18 protein-coding genes are annotated in these 23,157 nt (G+C 47.0%); 7 read left to right on the plus strand and 11 right to left on the minus strand.

All coding sequences use genetic code 11. The features are described from left to right. Positions 1–49: 49 nt before the first annotated feature. Positions 50–889 carry an AraC family transcriptional regulator gene (locus BMW79_RS16725; RefSeq protein ID WP_089896618.1) on the minus strand — a complete coding sequence of 280 codons (840 nt, stop codon included), beginning with the start codon at positions 887–889 and terminating at the stop codon, positions 50–52. 137 nt (positions 890–1,026) lie between these two features. On the opposite strand from BMW79_RS16725, the gene xylA reads away from it, so the two are divergent. Further along, positions 1,027–2,355 carry a xylose isomerase gene (gene xylA, locus BMW79_RS16730; RefSeq protein ID WP_089896619.1) on the plus strand — a complete coding sequence of 443 codons (1,329 nt, stop codon included), beginning with the start codon at positions 1,027–1,029 and terminating at the stop codon, positions 2,353–2,355. A 64-nt stretch (positions 2,356–2,419) separates the two neighbouring features. Here the strand turns inward: xylA and BMW79_RS16735 are convergent, their stop codons facing one another. Together BMW79_RS16735 and BMW79_RS16740 are read right to left on the minus strand one after the other, a co-directional pair. Further along, positions 2,420–3,220 carry a DUF7003 family protein gene (locus BMW79_RS16735; protein ID WP_089896620.1) on the minus strand — a complete coding sequence of 267 codons (801 nt, stop codon included), beginning with the start codon at positions 3,218–3,220 and terminating at the stop codon, positions 2,420–2,422. A gap of 136 nt (positions 3,221–3,356) precedes the next feature. Next, positions 3,357–3,677 (minus strand): winged helix-turn-helix transcriptional regulator, encoded by a 321-nt coding sequence (locus BMW79_RS16740; protein ID WP_089896621.1) that lies wholly within the window; start codon positions 3,675–3,677, stop codon positions 3,357–3,359. A 158-nt stretch (positions 3,678–3,835) separates the two neighbouring features. On the opposite strand from BMW79_RS16740, the gene BMW79_RS16745 reads away from it, so the two are divergent. The 4 genes from BMW79_RS16745 to BMW79_RS16760 all read left to right on the plus strand — a co-directional run bounded on the left by BMW79_RS16745 (position 3,836) and on the right by BMW79_RS16760 (position 7,392). Further along, positions 3,836–4,918 (plus strand): alkene reductase, encoded by a 1,083-nt coding sequence (locus BMW79_RS16745; protein ID WP_089896622.1) that lies wholly within the window; start codon positions 3,836–3,838, stop codon positions 4,916–4,918. A gap of 28 nt (positions 4,919–4,946) precedes the next feature. Beyond that, the gene (locus tag BMW79_RS16750; protein WP_089896623.1) at positions 4,947–5,891 is read left to right on the plus strand and encodes an alpha/beta fold hydrolase; all 945 of its coding nucleotides are present in this window, start codon (positions 4,947–4,949) and stop codon (positions 5,889–5,891) included. Between the two features lie 56 nt (positions 5,892–5,947). Then, positions 5,948–6,817, plus strand: coding sequence for a helix-turn-helix domain-containing protein (locus tag BMW79_RS16755; protein ID WP_089896624.1), 870 nt, complete (start codon positions 5,948–5,950; stop codon positions 6,815–6,817). Between the two features lie 80 nt (positions 6,818–6,897). Beyond that, positions 6,898–7,392 (plus strand): YbhB/YbcL family Raf kinase inhibitor-like protein, encoded by a 495-nt coding sequence (locus tag BMW79_RS16760; protein WP_089896625.1) that lies wholly within the window; start codon positions 6,898–6,900, stop codon positions 7,390–7,392. Positions 7,393–7,458: 66 nt separating this feature from the next. On the opposite strand, the gene BMW79_RS16765 is transcribed toward BMW79_RS16760, so the two are convergent. Next, the gene (locus tag BMW79_RS16765; protein ID WP_177192209.1) at positions 7,459–8,781 is read right to left on the minus strand and encodes a neutral/alkaline non-lysosomal ceramidase N-terminal domain-containing protein; all 1,323 of its coding nucleotides are present in this window, start codon (positions 8,779–8,781) and stop codon (positions 7,459–7,461) included. A 400-nt stretch (positions 8,782–9,181) separates the two neighbouring features. On the opposite strand from BMW79_RS16765, the gene BMW79_RS16775 reads away from it, so the two are divergent. Continuing rightward, positions 9,182–10,690, plus strand: coding sequence for an alpha/beta fold hydrolase (locus BMW79_RS16775; RefSeq protein ID WP_089896628.1), 1,509 nt, complete (start codon positions 9,182–9,184; stop codon positions 10,688–10,690). 81 nt (positions 10,691–10,771) lie between these two features. Here the strand turns inward: BMW79_RS16775 and BMW79_RS16780 are convergent, their stop codons facing one another. Next, on the minus strand, positions 10,772–11,131 hold the full coding sequence (locus BMW79_RS16780) for a winged helix-turn-helix transcriptional regulator (protein WP_089896629.1): 360 nt from the start codon (positions 11,129–11,131) through the stop codon (positions 10,772–10,774). A 95-nt stretch (positions 11,132–11,226) separates the two neighbouring features. Between BMW79_RS16780 and BMW79_RS34095 the strand changes: the two genes are divergently transcribed. Then, positions 11,227–11,592, plus strand: coding sequence for a hypothetical protein (locus BMW79_RS34095; RefSeq protein WP_218150326.1), 366 nt, complete (start codon positions 11,227–11,229; stop codon positions 11,590–11,592). A 297-nt stretch (positions 11,593–11,889) separates the two neighbouring features. Here the strand turns inward: BMW79_RS34095 and BMW79_RS16790 are convergent, their stop codons facing one another. From BMW79_RS16790 to BMW79_RS16815, 6 genes are read right to left on the minus strand one after another with little or no spacing between them, the layout of a single operon-like run. Continuing rightward, complete coding sequence (locus BMW79_RS16790; RefSeq protein ID WP_089896630.1) at positions 11,890–13,239, minus strand: MutS-related protein; 1,350 nt, start codon at positions 13,237–13,239, stop codon at positions 11,890–11,892. Between the two features lie 11 nt (positions 13,240–13,250). Next, positions 13,251–14,591, minus strand: a complete 1,341-nt coding sequence (locus BMW79_RS16795) for a MutS-related protein (protein WP_089896631.1) — start codon at positions 14,589–14,591, stop codon at positions 13,251–13,253. Between the two features lie 5 nt (positions 14,592–14,596). Then, positions 14,597–16,912 carry a Gldg family protein gene (locus BMW79_RS16800; protein WP_089896632.1) on the minus strand — a complete coding sequence of 772 codons (2,316 nt, stop codon included), beginning with the start codon at positions 16,910–16,912 and terminating at the stop codon, positions 14,597–14,599. 12 nt (positions 16,913–16,924) lie between these two features. Then, positions 16,925–17,848: an ABC transporter ATP-binding protein gene (locus BMW79_RS16805; protein ID WP_089896633.1), complete on the minus strand. Its 924-nt coding sequence runs from the start codon at positions 17,846–17,848 to the stop codon at positions 16,925–16,927. Positions 17,849–17,876: 28 nt separating this feature from the next. Then, complete coding sequence (locus BMW79_RS16810; protein ID WP_089896923.1) at positions 17,877–19,343, minus strand: RagB/SusD family nutrient uptake outer membrane protein; 1,467 nt, start codon at positions 19,341–19,343, stop codon at positions 17,877–17,879. 23 nt (positions 19,344–19,366) lie between these two features. Further along, complete coding sequence (locus BMW79_RS16815) at positions 19,367–23,005, minus strand: SusC/RagA family TonB-linked outer membrane protein (RefSeq protein WP_089896634.1); 3,639 nt, start codon at positions 23,003–23,005, stop codon at positions 19,367–19,369. Between the last annotated feature and the right edge of the window lie 152 nt (positions 23,006–23,157).

Raw genomic sequence — 23,157 nt, forward strand, 5'->3', positions numbered from 1 at the left:
AAGGAAGATGCCCTGCCGACGGTTGTTGGCGGGGTATCTTTTTTCCGGATCAGGCCAGGTATGTTTTGCGGTACTGGCTGGGTGTTTGTCCTTTTACTTCCTTGAATTGTTTGCTGAAATGCGCCCAGCTTTTATACCCGCTTTCATAACAAATATCCAGTATGGGAGCATTTGTTGCGGTGAGTAGTTTACAGGCATGGCTGATACGCAGATCGCGGAGGAAGTCGAAATATGTTTTCTTGATATTTTTCTTAAAAAAGCGGCAGAAGTTGGGTACGCTCATATTTGCAATGGCGGCTACTTCTTCCAGTGTTACTTTTTCCAGGTAGTGTTTAAAAGAGTAATCGATAATTTGTTCAATGACGGGGTTTACCACATTCCCGGTATCGTTGAAATCTTCTGTGAGTGTACTGAAATGGGCAGATTGCCCGATGCGTTGAAGGCACTGTAATAAAAGCATGAGTTTTTCAAAGCCTTGTTTGCGGTACATCAGCTGCATGATGTCGGCCACTTCTTTTCTCAGGGTTCCTGTCAACTGGATGCCGTTGTTCTTATGCAGCAGGGATTGGATGGTTTTCATTTCCGCCATCTGCAGTAATCCTTCTCCCCAGCAATCGCCGGTGAAATGTATTACCAGGGCGGCTCCCTTCATCTGGGGATGGTTTTTCCTGAACCAATGGGGGAGGTTCCCTGCCATGAAAAATATATCGTTGACGGCGTAGTCGCTTACGTAGTCGCCGATCATGGCGGTGCCATGTCCTTTCAGTATCAGGATCAGTTCATATTCCGGATGTTTATGCCAGTTGGTTTCAAACTGCGGTGTTTCATAAATACGGCACGCAAAACTCTGGCTGGAATCGTTCGTGATTTTTTGAAGGAGCGTTTTCATACAGCGTTAAGATAATTCATCTTATCATAATAATAGGCAATTATCTGTTATTATTGATAAGATAGCATATTTTCTTTCAAAAATAGCGGTTGTCAACCCTTTAAAATCAGGCAATATTTGCGTAACAAAACACGATTATGAAACCAGTAACAGGAAAGAGAGAATTTTTTAGTGGCATTGGTGCCATTCAATATGAAGGTCCGCAAACAAACAATCCTTTAGCTTACCGTTGGTACGACGAAAACAGAATAGTGGCCGGCAAGTCCATGAAAGAATGGTTGCGTTTCGCCGTTGCTTACTGGCATTCATTTAACGGAAACGGAGCTGATCCTTTTGGTGAAGCGACCCATCTGTTTGAGTGGGATAAAAATGCAGATCCTATTGCCCGTGCAAAAGACAAAGCGGATGCCGCTTTTGAACTGATTACCAAACTGAATCTTCCTTACTACTGTTTTCACGATGTAGATGTGGTTGATTACACCAACGATATTGCAGACAATGAAAAACGCCTGCAAACCCTGACGCAGTACCTGAAAGAAAAGCAGGAAGAAAGCGGTGTTAAATTATTATGGGGAACAGCTAACCTGTTCAGTCACCGTCGTTATATGAACGGTGCTTCCACCAATCCTGATTTCCATGTGCTGAGCCATGCTGCTGCGCAGGTGAAAGCAGCCCTTGATGCTACCATTGCACTGGGTGGTGAAAACTACGTGTTCTGGGGTGGCCGTGAAGGATACATGAGCCTGCTGAATACCAACATGAAACGTGAAAAAGAACACCTGGCGAGATTCCTGCAGGCATCCAGAGACTATGCCCGCAAAAATGGTTTCACCGGTACTTTCTTCATTGAACCTAAACCTTGTGAGCCTACCAAACATCAATATGATTATGATGCAGAAACAGTGATCGGATTTCTCCGTCAGTACGATCTGCTGAATGATTTCAAACTGAACCTGGAAGTGAACCACGCTACACTGGCCGGTCATACCTTCCAGCATGAGCTGCAGGTAGCCATCGACGCCGGTTTACTGGGCAGCATCGATGCCAACAGGGGCGATTATCAGAACGGCTGGGATACCGACCAGTTCCCTACCAATCTGAACGAACTCACAGAAGCGATGCTGATCATCCTGGAAGGCGGCGGCTTTAAAGGCGGTGGCATCAACTTCGATGCAAAAATCAGAAGGAACTCTACAGATCCGGCTGATATTTTCTATGCGCACATTGGTGGGGTAGACAGCTTTGCACGCGCCCTGGTAACAGCAGATGCTATCCTGGAAAAGAGCGATTACCGCAAGGTGCGCCAGGATCGTTACGCTTCATTTGATGCGGCGGAAGCGAAAGCGTTCGAAGCAGGGAACTCCAGCCTGGAAGCACTGCGTGATTTTGCAGTAGCGCAGGGAGAACCTAAAGTGAGCAGCGGCAGACAGGAATACCTCGAGAATATTATCAATAATTATCTGTAAGTCTTTTTTTGCTAAAATTCCCCGTAACGTGCTCCGTCAGAAAATGTCTGGCGGAGCTTTTTTATTAAAGCGTTCCAGACTCCCAATTCGACCAGTGGTTATTCGAAGGTAAGGTGGGCTGCCAGAGGGATGTATCTTTGGTTATTAAAATTTTTGTAATGAGCTGGTAGAGTTCCTCCCGTGCCGGATGATGATCATCGCTGTAAACACTACTGAAATGGAAGTGGTCAATGGTCATTAATTTTCGCAGATCTGCGGGTATATGTTGTCTGATTTCGGCCTCAGTGGAGCTGAGTACCCCAGGTGTTGTGTCGTGGTAGTAACGGAGCAGATCTTCGAAGCTGATCAGCTCTCGTGGATTATCTTCCTGTCTTGAATGGATGCCCAGGTTTCGGTATCTGGTTACATCTTGTTCTATAGGGATTTTTACATCCCTGATCATCACATATTGTGCATCCGGGCTAATCATTTCAAATTGCTCCATATCTTCTCCCTCTGTATTGCAAATCCTTTCCCATTCTTCCTCTGTGATTAACACGATGGAGTTTAAATTCGATACATAGTTTCTCTCCGGATAAGCAGATACCGGGTAATCGATGCAGTTACCGAAATAGTATAGTTCTATTTCTGCGCGGAATCCCCTGTTTTGGTACCCGCTTTTTTCTGCCACCACTGCCCAGCGCTCATCATCCGCATACAGGTGAATGCGGCTACCGGCCGTTTCACAATAGCCATGCTCAAGATCCAGCCAGAAATGATACCTGATATCGTTTTCAGCGATCACCGGATAGTACTTGTTTTCTTCAATATTTAAATTGGGATCAAAGTGAGATAAAATTTCTGATTCAGTATATTTGTTATTCATGATAGGGGATAGTTATGTCTCAATATAGCAAATCATGTGATGATATGCCTTTTTTGGGGTGTTGAAAATTTTTGAGCCGGCCGAATAAAGCTAATCTAAATGATACCCGCAAGAATCTGTTTAACAACGATCCTTCCTACATCCAATCCTTTGTCCATTTATACAAATATTTCATCGTCGCTTCCAGATCCCTGCCTTTATCTGTCAATGAATACTCTACTGTTGGCGGTACCGTAGCAAATGCGGTTCTTGTCAGGATCTGGTGATCTTCCAGGTTCTTCAGCTCTTTCACCAGCATCCTGGTGTTAATGCCGGTTACCGCACGTTCCAGTTCCTTGAAACGTTTTTTCCCGTCCAGCAGGGCATAAATAATCAGGAATGTCCATTTCCCGCCCAGGATATCGAGTGCGGTCTGCATTTCGCAAATTTTTTCTACAGTATTTTTTTTCGCTTCCATAGACCTGTGGCTTTTACTTTACCCGGTGTCAATAGTGTACAATAGTGTACCTACTTGCAAAAGTAAAGTAATGCCGGTAGCTTTGCAATATCTTATTAAGAATAAATATTTCCCCGGGGAGTGATTTTAATAAATATAGGGACAAATAACAGCAAATCATGAAACTTTTAGCACCCATCACAATAGGCGATCAGACCCTGAAAAACCGTATGGTTATGGCACCGATGACCAGGAGCAGGGCCGACAGCCATGGCGTTGTGACACCGCTTACTACTTTATATTATCAGCAAAGGGCTTCTGCCGGACTGATTATATCCGAGGGACTGAACATCTCATCACAGGCGATTGGGCTGCCTTTTACGCCCGGGATATATACACCGGAACAAATTGCAGGTTGGAAAAAAGTGACCACAGCAGTACATGAGGCAGATGGAAGAATATTTGCACAATTGTGGCATACGGGGCGGGCTGCACATTCCGCCAACAAAAATGGAGAATTGCCGGTGGCGCCTTCCGCTATTGCGATAGCACAGCAACAGGTATACACTACCGGTGGCTGGTCGTCTTTTGAAACGCCGGAGGAGCTGTCGCATGCCGCCATACAGCAGGTGATCCGGGATTACCGGCAGGCTACGATTCATGCACTGGAGGCAGGGTTTGATGGCGTAGAATTACACGGGGCATTTGGTTATCTGCCTAACCAGTTTTTATCTGCCGGCGCTAATAACAGAACGGATGAATACGGAGGCAGCATCGAAAACCGCAGTCGTTTTACATTGGAAGTGATGATGCAGCTGACAGACATAGCAGGACCGGGTAAAGCTGGGATTAAGTTATCGCCGAGTATCCTGTATCATGGTATCGCAGACAGCGATCCGGTGGCTTTATATTCTTACCTGCTCCGGGAGCTGGATAAAATGCCACTGGCTTATATCCATCTGATGCAGCCCATGTTCCCGATAGATGAATTTGACCGGTATCCCAAAGATGTAACGGCTGCATTTGGCCATCTCATTCATCACCCGCTCATCATCAATGCCGGGTATACCCGTGATACCGCAGAACAAATACTACAGGAAGGAAAAGCACAGTTGGTGTCATTTGGTGCGCTTTTCCTGGCGAACCCGGATCTGCCGGAACGTTTCCGCTTAAACACCGCTTTAAATGAACCTGACAGGGAAAGAATGTACAGCGGTGGCGATGAAAAAGGCTATACCGATTATCCTTTCCTGGAGAATTAACAGGTAACAACTTCAAATAAATACGATCATGAAACAGTTTATCTTGTTGGGAATGATAGCGCTGCTATCTTTCCATATCGGTGATGCTATGCCGGTTGTATCCGGCCATCACGAAGCAGCAGACACTTCGCTCACCCATCATTATACCCAGGTAAATGGCATCCGGCTACATTATGTTACCTGCGGATCAGGCCCCGCAGTGGTACTTTTACATGGATGGCCATTCACCTGGATGGAATGGCAGCAGGTAATGGTACTTCTGGCCAAAGCAGGGTATACCGCTATTGCACCGGATCTGAGAGGAATGGGCGATTCCCAGATCACCGATACCGGGTATAGTAAAGTAAATGTGGCCGAAGACATTCACCAGTTAGTGAATCAGCTTGGCTTTAAAACTATCCGTATGGTGGGAACCGACATTGGTATGATGGTCGCCTATCCATATGCCGTAGCACACGAAAATGAAATAACACAACTGGTGCTCGGTGAATCTCTGATCCCCGGATTTGGCCTGGAGGAGTTGATGAACCCGGCCACCGGCGGTTACTGGCACTTTGGTTTTCATGCACAGGCAGGTCTCGCGGCTATGCTCATTGCAGGCAAGGAAGCGGCCTATTTAAACCCGATGTATCAGATGATGTCTTTTGGTAATCATATTCCGCCAGCTACCATTGCGGAATACATCCGGCAATACAGTAAGCCCGGTGCCATGAAAGCTGGCTTTATGCACTATGCCACCATGATAGCAGACGGGAAAACAAACCGTGCCCGTTTTAAAGGGAAATTGCAACTCCCGGTTCTGGCTGTGAATGGTGAAAAAGGAATCCCGTCAGCGCAAACTTTCGCGGGCATCCACCAGGTGGCGGCTCATGTTACCACAGTGCTGGTACCCAACAGTGGACATGCCCTGGGAGAAGATAACCCGGAATGGTTTACCCGGAGACTAATACAGTTCTTTAAGAACGGCCAGTAGAAGGTAAAGCAGGTTGATACAAATATCTGTAACTTTGACTTCCAGATGCCAGGTATATGATCGACAACACATTACCGGCTGATCTGCGCGGTGTCCGGGATCCGGCAGATCAGCTTTCTATATTTTGCTATGATTCGGCTGTTGCCAGTGTGAAGGCGAAAATAACGCTTCCGCAAAATCTTTTCAGTTTTCTGCTGGAAGGAGAGAAGACCGTACATTATGCAGGCACACAGGTAAAAATAAATCCCCAGCAATTTCTATTGCTCTCTGCGGGTAATTGCCTGATGAGTGAAAAGATTGCTGCAGAAGGTGGCCGTTACCGCAGCATCCTTATTTTTTTTGATAATGTGCTCCTGGCAGATTTTTTTAACCGGCATCCGCAAGTATTGGCAACAACGCCAGGTAGAATACCGGAAACACCTTTCCTGTTATTTGAAAAAGATCCGTTCCTGTTCAATTTCATCGCATCCCTCGGGTTTATGCTGGCATCCGGTCAGCCGATATCCACGCATATGGGCAGGATTAAACTGGAGGAGCTTTTACTTTATCTGAGCGAACACTATCCGGGAGAAATTCAAAAACTGCAGAGTGTCTGTCAGCAGGTGGAAGCTGATATGCTGATCCGGCAGGCCGTTACCGCTAACATGGATAATAACATTACGGTAGAAGAATTTGCTTTTTTATGCAACACCAGCTTATCCACTTTCAAGCGGCGGTTTGCAAAAATATATGGTACTTCTCCCTATAAATGGCTGCTGGAAAAAAGAATGCAAAAGGCTGCGCAAATGCTTACCCGTGGGGAGTATAAAGCAAGCGAAATCTATTATGAACTTGGTTATGAAAACCTGTCCAGCTTTATCCAGTCCTTTAAGCAGGTGCATGGCATCACCCCCCGCCAGTACCAGTCGGGCAAATTGAACGTTTAGCAACACTTTTTGAACGTTACCCCATCGTCTGCAGGGGTTCTTCGGATCTACCTTTGTGCTATCAAACAAAAAATAAGACGATGGCAACAAACAACACCTTTACGCTGAAAAGTAATGAACTCGGCGGGCAATTAAACAACAAACACTATATCAACGGCATGGGCTTTACCGGTGAAAATCAGTCGCCGCAGCTTTACTGGGAACATGCGCCGGAAGGCACCCGGAGTTTTGCTGTAACGATGTACGACCTGGATGCACCTACCGGTAGTGGTTTCTGGCATTGGGTGGTTTTTAATATCCCTGTACACATCAACGAGCTGCCTTCAGGTGCGGGAGATACCGCCAAACAGCTGCTTCCGGAAAGCGTAGTGCAAAGCATTACCGACCTGGGAACTCCCGGATATGTAGGCGCAGCGCCACCGGAAGGACCGGCGCACCGTTACCTGATTACCGTACATGCGTTGAGTCAGCCGCTGGAACTGGATAAAAATGCCACACCGGCTTTTGTAGGATTCAGTATGCATTTTGCTACACTGGGAAAAGCGTCGCTGCTGGTATACGGACAAAAACAATAAGGAGTTGATAGAAAATTAAAATCCCACAGATGATTATCTGTGGGATTTTAATGTATGACGGCTACGTTACCAGGAAGTACGCATCAGCCCATTGAGTTTGTAGTAGTTTTCCAGATGTTTTGTAACGATCTGTTCGCCGGCTCCCACCTGGATCAGGTTATCTCCATCGGCGCCATAGCCGCCCAATGCAGCGGAACGCACATCCGGAATATAACCGGGCCATTTGCCACCGCTCCAGGAATAGCCGAACATAAAGCCATTCATGGAAGCGAGCTTCATTTTGTCTTTCCAGTCGAGTTGAAATTGTACAAACATCTCACCCGGACATACCGCTATTGAAATATGGTTATTAATGAGCAGGGTTACAAGATGCACATTAAAAGCACGTTTGGCATCATATCTCCCTATAAAATGCAAAGAGTCTACTTTGTATTTGATATCTGTTTCTCCGTTGGCAGGCATGGTAATATTTTTTGCCAGCTTTACCGTTTCCCAGGCCAGTAATTCGCCGGTACGTTCCATAGGAGCGTAGTTGGTAGCAGTGGTATCTTTGGGGCCGGATTTACGCGGACTGATCATCAATGATTCCACATTGCCGCCGCCGCCATTTACAAATAAGCAATTGACTTTATTCCCGAAAGCTGCTTCCACTTTACGGGAGGCTACGCCGGGGTAATCGGCTGAAACGGCATAGTTAAAACAAACCACATCCGCATGCATCGCATAGTTCATCATAATAACGCGCGGATTATCCTGCATGTCCGTTATTTTGATGACGCCCAGTTCCGGATCAACCGGACCAAACGGAATGCGCTCAGGGTTCTCTACACGGTAATGTTCGTCACCTATCCAGGATTCGCGTGCCTTGCCATCTTCGCGTACGATGAGGCGGTTGAATCCCAGTTGCGGGAAAGTGCTTTTACCGGCAGCGATTTTTGCGGGAAACAGCTGCGCCAGTGCTTCACCCACCACCTTGATAATTTGTTCTTCATAGAACGGCTGGAAAGGGCTGCTTTCTGATACATTGATCTTATTGTCGACCATAGGCGCCGAATGGTTGTGGGAGGAACTGAGGATCACCTTAGCGATGTTGTACCGTTGTTTGCATACCTGTTCAATACGTTCGCTGGTAAAAATGGGCAGGTCGAGCGATACAAACGCCAGTCGTTGTCCGTTCAACTCCAGCACCAGGCTCCGGGCGAAAACAGAGTCATGGATAAACTGATCCGTTTTGGGGGTGATATTGATTTTGCTGGTACCGGCCATGAGTTTACCATTATCAGCAAAGGCAGCATGGATGTTAACGGCAGCAGCAAACAGGAAGGTGAGCAACAGCGTTTTTCGCGAATATACCGCGCGCCGTTTTCCGGACGAAGTCATTTTTTGCATAACGTGGAATATTAAATAATAGCAGTAAAAATAATCTGGCTTCGCGGATATTTTCCTGCTTTCACCGGAAGAGATAAAATAATACCAGCAATCAGTAATTTCTTATTATAAACCGGAAAGCGGGTATGGCTCTTCCTCTCCGTTCATCGCAATTATACTTTGAATTAAAGAAAAGGCTGCTATATTTATGGCGATATAAACCACGTTAGGCATTCATCACCGCCATGCAGCTGCATGGCGTAAATGGTCTATTTATGTTCAGCAGCTATCCACGCCGGCATGCAGTAATACTGCCTGCCATTTTCGCTATGTTAGTGCGGCGGCTATTGGCGGCCGTGTGCCATATGACGTCTACCGGGAAAACCTTTTCTTCAATCTTAAACACATTTGTGTCACCCAAATGAAAAAATTAATCCTGACAAGCCTGTTGGGCATAACGTTGGGGCTGCCCCGTTATGCGGCCGCCCAGCAATCTCCTCATTTCAATGGCGCGGTATCAGCGTGGCATGATGGCTTCGTGCGCTACGACTATATCATGGACGACGCCACCGGGGAAATCACCCCGTTTACGCCCAAGCCGGACGAGCGCATGGGTATTGCAGATCCACCGAAAGGTAAGCACCGCTGTGTAGTGGTAGCTCCTAAAGTAGCTGCGCCGGGTAATCCGTGGTCGTGGCAGGGCTGCTACTGGGATCATCAGCCGCAGGCGGAAGTAGAACTGCTGCGCAGAGGGTTTCACGTAGCCTATATTACTGCCGGCGCCAATTTCCAACCCGGCAAAGAATGGGATACCTGGTACCAGTTTCTTATCAAACAGGGATTGTCTGCCAAGCCCTGCTTCGTGGGCATGAGCCGGGGAGGACAATTTGAATATGCCTGGGCTACGCAGCACCCCGATAAGGTAAGCGCTATCTATGCAGATAACCCGGCGATTACACCGGAAAGTCTTGCCGGCCTCGAAGGACTGGCAAAAAACAACGTGGCTTTATTCCATGTGATCGGTAACCTGGACCCATTGTATCCCATTGCCACCGGACCGGTAGAAGAAATTTACCCGCAGTTTGGCGGACGTGTATCCGTGATGGTGAAAGAAGGATTGGCGCATCATCCGCATAGTTTGCATAATCCTGCGCCTATTGCAGATTTTATGGAGGCTACCGTAAAAGAAAAAAACGAAAAGCCTGATTTCCTGGATAGCAACTATACCAGCGGTTGGTATACCGGTACTGCCAGTTCGTATAAATCAGTACCGGAGGAAGGCACGTACATTACCTACCGGGGTGCCCGGTTTGCAGGTAGCTACCGACGTTATGTGTTTCAGTTGCCGGGTGTAGAATCTTTTATTACGGTGATAGCGCCGGCTACACCAGCGGCAGGCAAGCCGTGGGTATTCCGTGCCACTTACGTGAAAAGGGATGATCAGCTGGCACCGGCACTGTTGGAAAAAGGGTATTACATCGTTACCGGTGCAGTGCCTTATAATTTCGATGGACCGCAGTTATCACACTGGAATACCATTTATCAATACCTGACCGGTAAAGGTTTTTCTGCACGTCCGGTGATCGCAGGGGAAGCTTCCGGCGCGGGTGAGGCCATAGGCTGGGCTACAGAGAATCCAGGTAAGGTGTCGGCGGTGTATACGGAGAATGCTATCTTCAAGACCATTGCAATGACGAAAACGCCGTTACCTGCGCACCTGGAAACACTGGCCAAAGCACAGGTGCCGCTGTACCTGGTAGCGGGTAGTGAAGATCCTCATGTTAAAGAGAATACAGAAGCAGTGAGCGGTCAGTATAAGAAGTTTGGCGGCAAAGTAACGACCGATATCCGTAAGGGCGAAGGACATGTATTGTTGCCGCATAATCCGGCGCCGGCGCTCAACTTTATCCTGGCGAATACAAAGCGTTAACAGCTATATTTTTTTGATGAAAGCGTCCGTAGCCACTTGCGTTACGGGCGCTTTTATTTTTATGCTGGTATCTGGAGATGACTATGCCGTAGCTATTCCGTCAGCATCGCTTTTCATATCATTCCTTCCCCATTGCTCGATTATTTTTATCAGCGGCAGCAGCGACTGCCCATAGGGCGTAACCGTGTATTCCACACGGGGAGGAACTTCCGGGAATACCATCCGCTCAATAATACCATCCTCTTCCAGTTCATGCAGCTGGTTTACAAGCATCTGTTTACTGATAGACGGAATACCGCGCTGCAACAGGCTAAAGCGGTTACAATTCATGCTGATAGCATAAATGATCAATACTTTCCATTTGCCGCCGAGTTTGTTCAGGAAATGAGTGACGCCGCAATTGTTAGGATTGAAATCCTTATTTTTCCGCTTGTTTCCCATTAGTCTATAATTATGTACCAGCTACAAAAGTAGGGACTATTTACTTTTAAGGAAGGAAGGGTGCAAATTTATAATTTCTTAAAAGCAGTAAAACTATGACACTAACACAGGTAAAGGAAAACATGCTGGGAGAATGGAGCAGTATTGCTCCGGAAATCCGCCCCAGTAGTATTAAATCTGCAGATGGCCTGATAAAGCCCTTTTATCTGACGCGGAATTTTAAATACCTGCCGGATGATACCTTTGAACTGGAGATCCTCAATAGTGTGGATGCTTTGGGAAAAGTGCCGTTGGCAAAGATGTGGCTCAGGGGGCATATCATCTGGCAGGGCAATCATGAGATAGCTCCCGGAGCGCAGCAAGTACAATTTGTAGCAGATGAAGGTTACGAGGTAACGCCATTGCTACCTGCTTTTGCCGACCTGCTGAATAAAGTGGCAACAGAAGGTTATGACACCTAGGAGGTGAACAAAAGCCAGGACATTCTGCGGAAACCCTTTGTGCCATTTGAGCTGGCAGCAGGACAGGTATTCTCGGAGTACGATTTAATTTACATGTTCAACGGACTCTTATTCTGGGGGGCGAGAAACGTGGATGGGAGAGGCTTTGATACAGAAGAAAACAGGCCGCTGAATTTGCAGATACCGTTGGTAAGGAAATCGTAATCCTTCAACAGGACGGGTGGTCTGAACAGGAAAGAGCCGCCTCTGTGTTCGAAGAGACGGCTACCTTCTTTATGTCAATCAACCAAAAAACTATTATTTACAGGTTTGAGGTATAAGATCATTTTTGGAAGACATAATAATTTCCAGGATGCCTTCATTTTCTATGATCATCATGCCGTGCCTGTCGGTGGTGATACCGGGTTCCAGCTGATAGGTATAGCGGGGAACAGTACCATCCATCACCGTGGGAAGGAATACAAACCGGAGATTGTTACATTGCTGCCTTAACGTTTCTCCCACTTCAATAATATGGGTGGAGATAATAAAAAATGAATTCCGGTATTGGGAAAAGGCCGCAGTTACCGCGAGGGTGGCGTCGTAAGCATCTTTTACATTGGTACCTTTAAACAGTTCGTCAAATATGACTACGAGATTTTTTCTCTGGCTCACCTGTGTGGCTACCTCTTTCACCCGCATCACCTCTGCATAGAAATGGCTGTAACCCAGACTCAGGCTGTCGGGTACGTTGATGGAAGTATACAGGCCATCGCGAATGGCAAACTGCATATTAACGGCGGCTACAGGAAAACCCATATGCGCGAGGTAGATGGCGATACCGTAAGATTTCATCAGGGTAGATTTGCCGGCCATATTGGCGCCGGTAAGAAACAGCACATTCTGATCCTGGTGCAGTGATACATTGTTGGCTACACCCTGGTCCAGTCCGGGATGCCGCAGGCCTTCCACGCTGATCCGGTTGTCGGTTGCCGGCAGGGCGGCAGCGTATGAAAATCGTTTCTCCCGTGCTATGGCGCCAACAGCAATATATACATCCAGCAGATAGATATTTTCCAGGATCATCTCCATTTCATGCCGTAAGGTATGCCGGAGCAGAAAATCGTAGCGGCATACTTTTATTAGCGGCAGCTGTATTGACTGCGCCTCTTCAGCCAGCCATTTCAGCCGGTGGTCTGATAAAATGGCCTGCACTTTTTTCACCTGGTCGCGAAAGGGACCCTGATCACCTATGCGGGTGATGAGTTTTTGTAACGCATTCAATGCGCTGATGCTTGCCAGCAGTCCACTGTGAAGGATATTGTATTGATCGTCCCTTAAGAGGGAATGCGACAACTTTTTTCGGATCACAGTAATGCCGGCTGTAATCAGGTTACCCGCAGTACCCATTCCCAGGTAGTTCTCCGCCTGGCGGAAGGAGTTGTTTTCAAAGGGGAATTCCAGTTGTTTTTCCTGGAAGTACCGGAAGGTGCTGCTACGCAGATTGATCTCATCCGGGGCGGTCAGGGGATGCTGGAACATCGATTCCAGGAGTCTTTCCCCACCGGCCGTGCGAACTTTGTTAAAAATGCCGTAGATAGAATGAGATTTGTATTTACCCAGCAGGTTCAGATCATCCAACGTTTGTTTGTCAGCAATAAAGCTCATGTATATCTCTTTTAGTGCGCTTTTTCGATGCCTTCCTGCAGCATATCGAGAATGCCCTCGTTATTAATAATGATCATACCATGACGGTCATCCGTAATGCCATTTTCCAGCTTATAGGTATACACCGGTTTATTACCATCCATTTTTGTGGGGAGATAAATAAAGTGTACGTTGTTACAGGCCGTTTTCAATATGTCGCCTGCTTCGATGATGTGTGTTGAAATGACAAACAGGCTGTTTCGTTTGGTGGCAAATGCTTTGGTAATAGCAATGGTGGCTTCATAAGCGTCTTTAACATTGGTACCACGGAACATTTCATCAAAAACAACCAGCAGATTTTTTCCTTCACTGAGTTCATGCGCTATTTTTTTTACCCGCAATACTTCTGCATAAAAATGGCTGGCGCCCATGCCCAGGTTATCGGGCAGGTTGATCGTCGTATAAATACCATCCAGCACCGAGAACTCCATTTTTTTCGCCGCCACCGGGAATCCCATATGCGCGAGGAACAGCGCAATACTGAGCGATTTCATAAAGGTGGATTTGCCGGCCATGTTAGCCCCGGTAAGGAATATCACATTGCCTTGCGGTGTTATCCGAATGGTATTGGATACCGCATTAGGCACCTGTGGATGATATACTCCTTCCAGGGTGGCAGTGTGGCGATCCCTGGGAAGTGCCAGTGGAAATACAAATCCGCGTTCCCTGGCGACCCTGGCAACAGACAGGTATACATCGAGGTAGTACACATGCCGGAGCAGTTTGAAGATAATGTCCCGGTCGCGGAAGCGGAAAATACTATCCAATACCGGCATGGCAGCAGAAGAGAGCTTGATTTTACCTTCCTGTTGCATCGCCGGTGCAAGTGCCGGCGCGTTTAGGAGGCTATTGACAGCCGCTATTTCGGACTGATAAAAAGTCATTTCCCTTACGGCCGGTGAATGGATAAAATCACGGAGTCCGTTGAGCATGCCGGCAATAGCGGTGATGCCTTTCCGGATCTGCACAGTTCCTGCATCCTGAGCAATGAGATGATTGATTTTTTTCACCACAGACTGTTCATCTGCTGTGAGTCGGGTACGTTCATCCGTGTTGGCGAGGTAAGGTTCTATGGCGTCAAACAGTGTATTTTCAAAAGGGAATAAAGTGCCTGTTGCGGCGAAGTGCCGGATGATGCCACTACGTGCATTAATCGCTTTCTCGTCTGATAGCGGATACTGGAACATTTCATCCAGGATCGCTGCACCACCCCGGGTGATGCAGCGATTGAAGATATTGTAAATGGAATTGCCTCCATGTTTACCAAAGATGTTGAGATCTTCCAGTGTTTGTTTATCGGTAGTAAATAACATAGCTTTTATTTCCGCTTACGTCTGATCAGTAATATGGTGGCGAATGCGATCATGATACCCGGCATTACCCAGAGATATACTATTTTCAACAGATCTACACCATCAGGTGTAACGGTTACCCTTTTGTCCAGGGAGGAAGGGCGGCTGGCATCTATCGGGAACAGTTTGTAATCCAGCCAGCTGAAGATGGCAGTGATAAAAGGGAAATTCGCTGTTTGTACATCGGATCGCTGAAGATTGGCGTTGCTCATAAAATCTGCGTCTGCAGCTACCACGATGCGTTGTTCTTTTCCTTTTACCTGGCGTTTCATGGTGATGATAACCGGTAGTGATTTTCTTTCATCACCGGCTGCAGCATCATATACAATTTCGGCAGAGTCGAGTACCAGCGCGGACTTCCGGAGCCAGCTCCTTTGGGCGTCTGTTACCAGCAGCGGCTCAATCGAGAATCCGTTATTGTTGCTATAGGAGAGGCCGGTAACACCTGGTACTGCCACTTTTAAACTGTCTTCCACTGTTTTTTTCAATTCCTGCGACAATGACTGGGCGAGTGGTGTGAGTTCCGGCAATACGATATCCGGTGTCATTTGTTTGCTGGGTTGTGCGATGACGCCATCGAGCATTTGTACCCCCAATTTTTGCAGGATGGGATTGAGCAAAGTTTGTTTACCCGGTTCTCCTGCAATCAGCAGATTGCCTCCATTATCGATATAGCGTTCCAGTCGTGCCAGTGCAGCAGGAGTGAGCGCTGTTTTAGGATCAGCGAGCACCAATGTGGCGATATCTTCCGGAATATCACGGGTATCCAGTGAGATCGTATCCGCATCAAATCCCTGGTTGATCAGCGAATAACGGAAGGTTTTGTTATTGGTGATGGTCATGTATTCTCTCGTACCGATTTTGAAAATATCTCTTTCCAGGTCACCGGTAACAAATAATACCTTAGGCAGCTTCGCCTGTAACAATCGTTTGAAAGCGGCCGCTACTTCCGTTTCGCCGGGCCATACCATCTGATCGTTAAATACCCGCAGGAAAGTGGAGCGGTCTTTATATTTTAACTGCATCACATACCTGTTAAGCTCGGGTTTCAGGTCAATTATTTTATGAATTTCTTCCGGTGTTTTAAAAGCAGACATTTTCATGCCCATTCCACGGATGTTTTGCTCAGCTGCTTCTTTCAGGGTTTTATCGGGATACATTTTAGACAGCGGATAGTCGGGGTTATCCAGTGGTTCATCATAGTACTGTACAAATGAAAATTTAATATCCGGTTTAAAGCGGGTGTAGAGGTCCCAGTTCGACAAGGTATTGTTTCTTTGTTCGGGCAGTCCCATCCACACGAAATTTCCCAGTGCATTGTTATAGGTCACTATTTCCAGCTGATCTTTACCCAGTTCTTTGATAATCTGTTGTACGGTAGGGGTGAGGGTTTGCTCCTGGTGAAAGGTGGTGTCGTGGTAGATGGTGAACATGGGGCGTGAACTGATGTAACCAACAGCCAGGCCGATGGCCAGCACGGCCACATATCGAACGGCTTTTACCACGAATGGTTTGGATTCCATGCCCGATTTCAGCTTGTAATACGTAAAGCCGATAAAGATGAAAATGATCACGAGGAAGTACAATACATCTTTGCTGGTGATGAGACCTACCAGCATTTTTTGTGTACGTCCCTGCATGGAAAGAAAGTAGGCCAGGTCTCTCACAAAATCAATTCCCTGCCACATCGTACCAATAAAGCTGAGTATGCCGATCATCACGAAAGTACATACGGCGGCTACTACCTGGTAGGTGGTTAAGCTGGACATAAATAAGCCGATGGCTGAGTAAGTACACAGCAACAGGTACAGGCCTATGAGGGCCGACACCATGATGCCGCTATCGATCGATTTGATATGCGACATACCTGCCAGTATAAAAACGCTTACCGCTGCCACCATCAGCAGGCTATAAAGCATCATGGCCAGGTATTTACCCAGTACAATATCCCTTACCCGTATGGGGGAGGAGTATAGTAATTTGATAGTGCCACTGCTCGTTTCACGGCTCAGTAATCCCATGGTAAGCAAAGGAATGTAGAGATAGAGTTTTTGCATGACATTGGAAAAAACACCGCCCTGCGAAGAGAAGATCTGGAGAGTCAGGTGATCGATATAGCGTAACTGAATACCTCCCATTTCCTGCATGGTGGCATACGATCTCAGCATCATGAAATAAGCGATACCGGACTGAATAAAAAAGGCGACCAGTAAAAACCAGGCAATGGGAGAATAGAACAGGACCCGTAGTTCTGTTTTTGCAATTCTGATTATTGTCTTCATTAAATATTGTTATTAAGCTGATTGACTGGATAATTGTTTGAAGATTTCATCGAGTGCCGTTTTATCAAGGTTGATTTCCCGCATTCTCCATCCATTCTGCACACTGGCGCTGATCAGTTTTTCCGTAATATCCTGGCTGCCGTTGAAGTAAAGGCGTATTTGTCTTTCTGTGAGAAAATCTACTTTGATGATGCCATCTATTTTTAACAGTTCGGCAGCGGCGGGCGGATTTTCCAGGTGCATCAACACGCTGTGTGGTTCTACATAATTGTTGAACGCATCCATGGTATCGGAGAATACAATCCTGCCGTTTTCGATCATTTTGATTTCCTTGCAGAGCAACTGTATTTCAGAGAGGATATGTGAGGAGAAGATAACGGCCCGCTCCTGTGCAATTTCTTTGATCAATGAACGTACTTCCGTGATCTGGTTGGGATCCAGTCCGTTGGTGGGTTCATCGAGTACCACCAGTTGCGGGCGGTGCACAATGGCCTGAGCAATGCCTACGCGCTGGCGGTAGCCGCCGGAAAGATTGCGGATCAACCGGCTGCTGAAGTGGTCGATGCCGCAACGTTCCTTGGCTTCTTTTATGGCTGGTTTCATTTTATCTTTTGGCAGTTGTCTTAATCCTGCGCAGTAACCCAGGTATTCGTCTACAGTGAGATCCATATATAGTGGCGGGTTCTGTGGCAGAAATCCGATTTCTCTTTTCGCGAGTTGTGGTTGTTCGCGCATGTTGATCCCATTGATATAAACATTCCCTTCGGTTTGATTCAGCGCTCCGCAAAGAATATTCATGGTAGTAGATTTGCCCGCACCATTAGAGCCCAGCAAACCAACAATACCGGTTTTGCTGATCTCTATATTGATATCACGGATCGCCCATGAGCTGCTATACTTATGAGACAGGTGCTCAAGTTTTACAATACTGGTCATATCGTGTTTGTCTGTTTTAATTATCTGATTATGGATTATCGGGCATACCCGGATTGCTTTGAATATAAAAGGGTGGCATCCGCATTACGAGACGGTTTGGCTGTCGCAGTGTAAATACAGTAGCGGTGCCGTTCTGGTTGTAAAGCGTATGTGTGATCGGTTTACTGTTGAAGATTGGATCGGGCGACAGGCGGCGCATATCAAACCAGCGGTATCCTTCCTGTGCGAATTCCCGGGTCCGTTCGTCGATGATAAATTTAATGAGCGCTACCTGGTTGCCTGCAATAGTTGCAGGTACAGTTGCGGCTGCCGCCGGCATCCGGTTTCTTCTGAGTGTTTCCACATCTGTTACGGCACCATTCAGATCATTGGTCCTGGCTTTGCATTCTGCACTCAGCAGGTACAGCTCAGGCAATTGTAATCCCCAGCGGGAGTAAGTAACGCCGTACTTGCGTAGCCTGCCACCCGCATTTATACTGCCATCCATGTTTTTATTGGTATACAGCAGCAAACGGAGATCATTGGCGCTATACAGGGCAGCTGTTTGCGGCATAAGTACGAGTCCGTCTGTGGCAAACATATTACCGGTATACGGCCCGTTGTAGAACACTTTGGAGAGCACCGCTTCTTTCAGGTCGTTGCGGTTGATGCCGGGGCCTTGCGGGCCAAAAGTGGGATCGATGGGCAGAAAGGTACCCCCCGGTGCAAACTCCCGGTTATAGTTGTATAGCACCGGGGTGCCGTTGGCAGCCACATCTGCGAGTGCTTTACTGAATAAAGGCAAGGCATCCTGGTAGCGGCCCATAAAGAGATATACTTTGCCCAGCATACCTTCTACTGCCGGTTTCGACATACGGGTAGCGATCCGTGGTTGTGCAGGTACATCCGGCAATGCTTCCGTCAGGTCTTTGATCATAAAATCATATATCTCCTGTACGGTGCCCCGGTCGAAATGCTGCTGGGTGACATCTGCTTTTACGATGATGGGGAAGCCGGGATCTGTAGCCGCAGTAGCAGCCTGGTAGGGCTTTGTGTAGTAATTGACAAACTGGAAGTTTAACCATGCACGTGTGGCTTTCGCTTCTGCGAGGATGGCTTTTTTTTGTGCCTCTGTTCCTTCTGTAGCCGCCATTACCTCATTAATGATTTTATTAACAGTATACATACTGACTAAATTCTCTGTCAGCATAAAAGGTGATTGCTCGCCCGGCTTGTAGATACTGTCTGCCCACTGGAACAGGCGAACAGGCCACACCGTATTCACATTGAGAAAGGCGGCTTCGGCGCCTATTTCGTCTCCCATCAGCACTGCTTCCTGCCATCCCACTACATTCGTCATATAGAACCGGGGATCATTCATCAGCTTATCGTAATCGTCGGTGGTAACAGCCACCTGGTTGCCCATTGGTATTACTTCCAGGAAATCCTTGCTACAGGAAATGAAAGCAGTGAGCAGGATGGTATATAAGAAAGGAGAAAATAATTTCTTTATCATGATCTGTTTCATTTTGGATGCGCTTATAAGGTAACGTTAACACCGAGGCTGTAGCTGTGGAGGTAAGGCGGAACAGACATGTATCCCTGTCGCAGATCCTGGTATTCCGGATCAACGCCCAGGTGATTGGCTTTCCATACCAGGAAGTTGGTGGCCTGGCCATATATGCTGAACTGCTTTATATTGAGTGATTTCAACCAGTCGGCAGGCAGTTCATAGTTTAATGTGATATCCCTGATTTTAATATAAGCGGCGCTTACTACATTGATATCAGCTTTATAGTAGTAGTTCATATTCCTGCGATAGTCTTCTGCGGGATCTGCCAGGTAAACGGGGGCGTTGGTAAATGCTTCATCTCCCGGTTTTTTCCAACGGTCGAGGAAGTAGGCAGAGAGGTTACCGGCGGCGAAATTGGCGCCCATGCTAGACAACCGGGCGGCGTAGGTGCGGTCTACATCGCGGCGCATCACGTTACCAAGGTTATAAATCATATTCACAGAAAGCGACACTGCTTTATAGCTGAAGGTATTGGTAATGCCGCCATTAAATACCGGTACGGTGGTGCCCATATACTTAATATCATCCGGTGTTGTTTTGTAGGAGGGATCTTTGGTTACTGTTTTATCGCCCAGCCTGATCTGAGGATCTCCTACATTATCCAGCCCTGCGTAGTTGTAAGCGAAAACGGGACCGGCAGGATAGCCCACATAGTAAAAAGAATTGATTTTGTAGTCGCCGGTATTGCTGTAACCGCTCAATGGCTGGAAGGACAATAGCTTATTATGGTTGTAACTGAAAATAATGGTGGAAGACCAGTTGAAATCAGTTGATTTTATATTTTGTGAGGAGATGCTCAGCTCAATACCTTTATTGGAATACTTTCCCAGGTTGCCGGTAGCAGAGTAGGAGCCGGTGAAGGGATTCAGCGGAATGTTGCCCAGCATATTGGTGGTGGTTTTGCTATAGATATCAATGCCTCCGTTAATTCTTCCTTTCAGCAGGCCATAGTCTATTCCGATATTGATGGTATGGGTAGTTTCCCACGACAGTTTCGTATTGGCAGTAGAGTTTATGGATAAGGCATCGCCGCCCACGCCGCCGCTCTGGGATTGCGGGTATGCCCGGAGAATATCCTGCACGGAAGCTGCACCTACATAGGGAGAGTTACCGGTGATGCCATAAGTTGCCCTGATGCCGAGATTGTCTATCCAGCTCAATGATTTGAAGAAATTTTCTTTTCCTAGTTGCCATTTGGCGCCTATGCTCCAAACGGGCTTATTCTGTGAGGATACATCGCTTCCGAAAAGATTACTTTTATCCTGTCGCCAGCTGCCATCCAGACTGTATTTATCGTTGAAGGTATAGCTGGCCAGTGCGAACCTGGAGGTAAAGCGGGAGAGTGTCTGGTTGATATAATAGGGTTGGGGAAGATAGCCGTAACCAGTGACAGTGCCGGTGGCACCGTTACTTAAACTGGCATAATCTACCAGGCCATAGGTGCCCATTTTTTCATCGTACCCCATATAAGTATTGCTGGTCGTAAAATTGAACTGCTCCTGTGCTTCCTGGCCCACCTGCAATAACAGGTGATCTTTGCCCTGGCGGGGTGTTGCACTGTATATCAACTGGTTCCTGACGGTCCAGTTACGCTGATCATTATTGCCGGAGGTAAAGGTGCCACCAGTGATCGGGACCAGGTATTGCGGCGTTGAGTTGACAGTAGGAGCTATCGTAAAACTGAGTAACTGCCGCCGCTGTCTGTATTCCCTGTTGTCTGTAAAATATTTGCTGATACCGGGAGATTTTACATAGCCGTATGTGCCTTCGAAGCTCAGTCCTTTCCATATTTTCACACTGGCATTACCGGTTAGATTAATGAAAATATTATTGCGGTTATAGCTTGTGTAATTCACCTCATCCAGGGGGACGTAGCCCATATTTATTTTACTTCTGTTCTGGTAATCAAGACGGAGGGAATCTGACCAGCCGAGCATGAAATCAGCAGGAATATTTTTACCTGACGCATCTCTCAATAACAGGTATGGCAAGGCGGAGGGTCCCGCTTCTATCGCATTTCTGCCGCTGGATACGTTGTTGATCAGAGAGGCATTCACAGAGATCCTGATGTTCCTGCTGGGTTGTATATTCTGGGTTAAATTTATTTTATAGCTATTGTTTTTATTACCCGGTGTATTATCCTGTGAAAGTGTATAGGCGAGGGAACCGTAAAACGAATACATGTTATTGCCACCGCTTACCGATATGGTATGATTGCTACTCATGGCCGGGCGGACGAGGAGGTCGAGGATTTGCTGCCGGTTATTGATATTGCCCAGGCTATCCATGCCTTTATTGAATTGTGCATCGCTGATCAATCCACGGTAGTGATCATAGAGCAGTTGGTCGTGCGGCGCGATAGTCTGATCATATTGCGAATTCCAGGGGTATAGTTGCGGATTAAATAATTCTTTTGCTACGCTGATAAATTGCTGACTGGTTAATACCGGTATATAACTGAAATCCGGTTTACCCTGATAGTTAAAAAAGCCGTTGTAATTAACGGTCAGGCGTTGATTGTTTTTACCGCTTTTGGTGGTCACTACCACTACACCATTGGCTGCCCTGGCGCCATAGATGGCAGCGGCGGCGGCATCTTTCAGTACAGTGATACTTTCCACATCATCGGGGTTAAGCGTACTGAAATCCGTTACAATGGTACCGTTGATCACATACAGGGGATCGGTGTCCAGGAACAGCGTTCCTTTTCCCCTGATCACACTTTTCCGGGTAGAAACGCCATTTCCGTTAGGGTTTGCGGTGGTAGGCTGATCGGTTCCCACGGAAAGTGTGAGGCCGGGTATGAGGCCATCGAGACGGGACATAATATCCATGGTACCGGTACGTTTCGACACGATGGCCATATCAGGTTTGCCAAAAGAACCGGTAGCCCTTTCTTTATCGAGTTTCTGGTAACCGGTATTCAATACCACTTTTACATCGGTAAGCTGGTATACTTTGCTTTTGACATGTATCACCTGTGGCTGCGGCTGTTTCTTTAACTCACCTGTCCAGGGCTCTATGTTTACGCTGGTGATCTGTAGCTGCACGGAGGGCATATCTACTTCCGATAAAATGAAATCTCCTTTTTCATCAGTGAACGACATCTGTATACGATCGGCGCCAATACTGGCACGTACGGAGGCGCCAATGACCGGGATATTATGCTCGTCGATGACGCGGCCCCACATGATATTATCCGGATCCGATGGAACTGCCTGCATAGTGGCGGGTTGCGCCGGGGCAGAAGTGGGAACAGGTGTAACTACAATTACTTTGTTCTTGATTTCCCAGGTCAGTTGCTGATCGGTAAGGCACTGATCCAGGACCTGCGCCAGTGAGGCGTTTTTTAAATTAAGGTTCACCGGCTTTGACTTTTTCAGTGTTTCTTTGCCAACGAGAAAAGAATAATCTGTTTGTTTCTCGACTTCGCGGAATATCTTTTCCAGCGATAGATTCCGGCCGGTTATATTAATTTTTTGCGCGTAGAGATTTGCACTAAGCAATAACGCCACTGTGAAAACAAAAGCATACGTCTTCATGAATCGGCTCCGTTTATGTGGCATACGATCGGGCATGGGACTGCCATGTACAACTAAGTTCATATCTTCGTACCGGTTTGGATGTTAAAGTTGCGCCGTAAAGCGATTTTGGTTTTTACATTTAATTCCTGCTGTTATCCGGGAATGCTTTTTCATTGCCGGGTATTTTTTGGTTGACCTTGTGTTACTCCTGATTGACTTTTTTAATTCAAATA

Origin of the sequence: Chitinophaga arvensicola (assembly GCF_900110835.1) — a bacterium.
In the GTDB taxonomy this organism is placed as follows: Bacteria; Bacteroidota; Bacteroidia; order Chitinophagales; family Chitinophagaceae; genus Chitinophaga; species Chitinophaga arvensicola.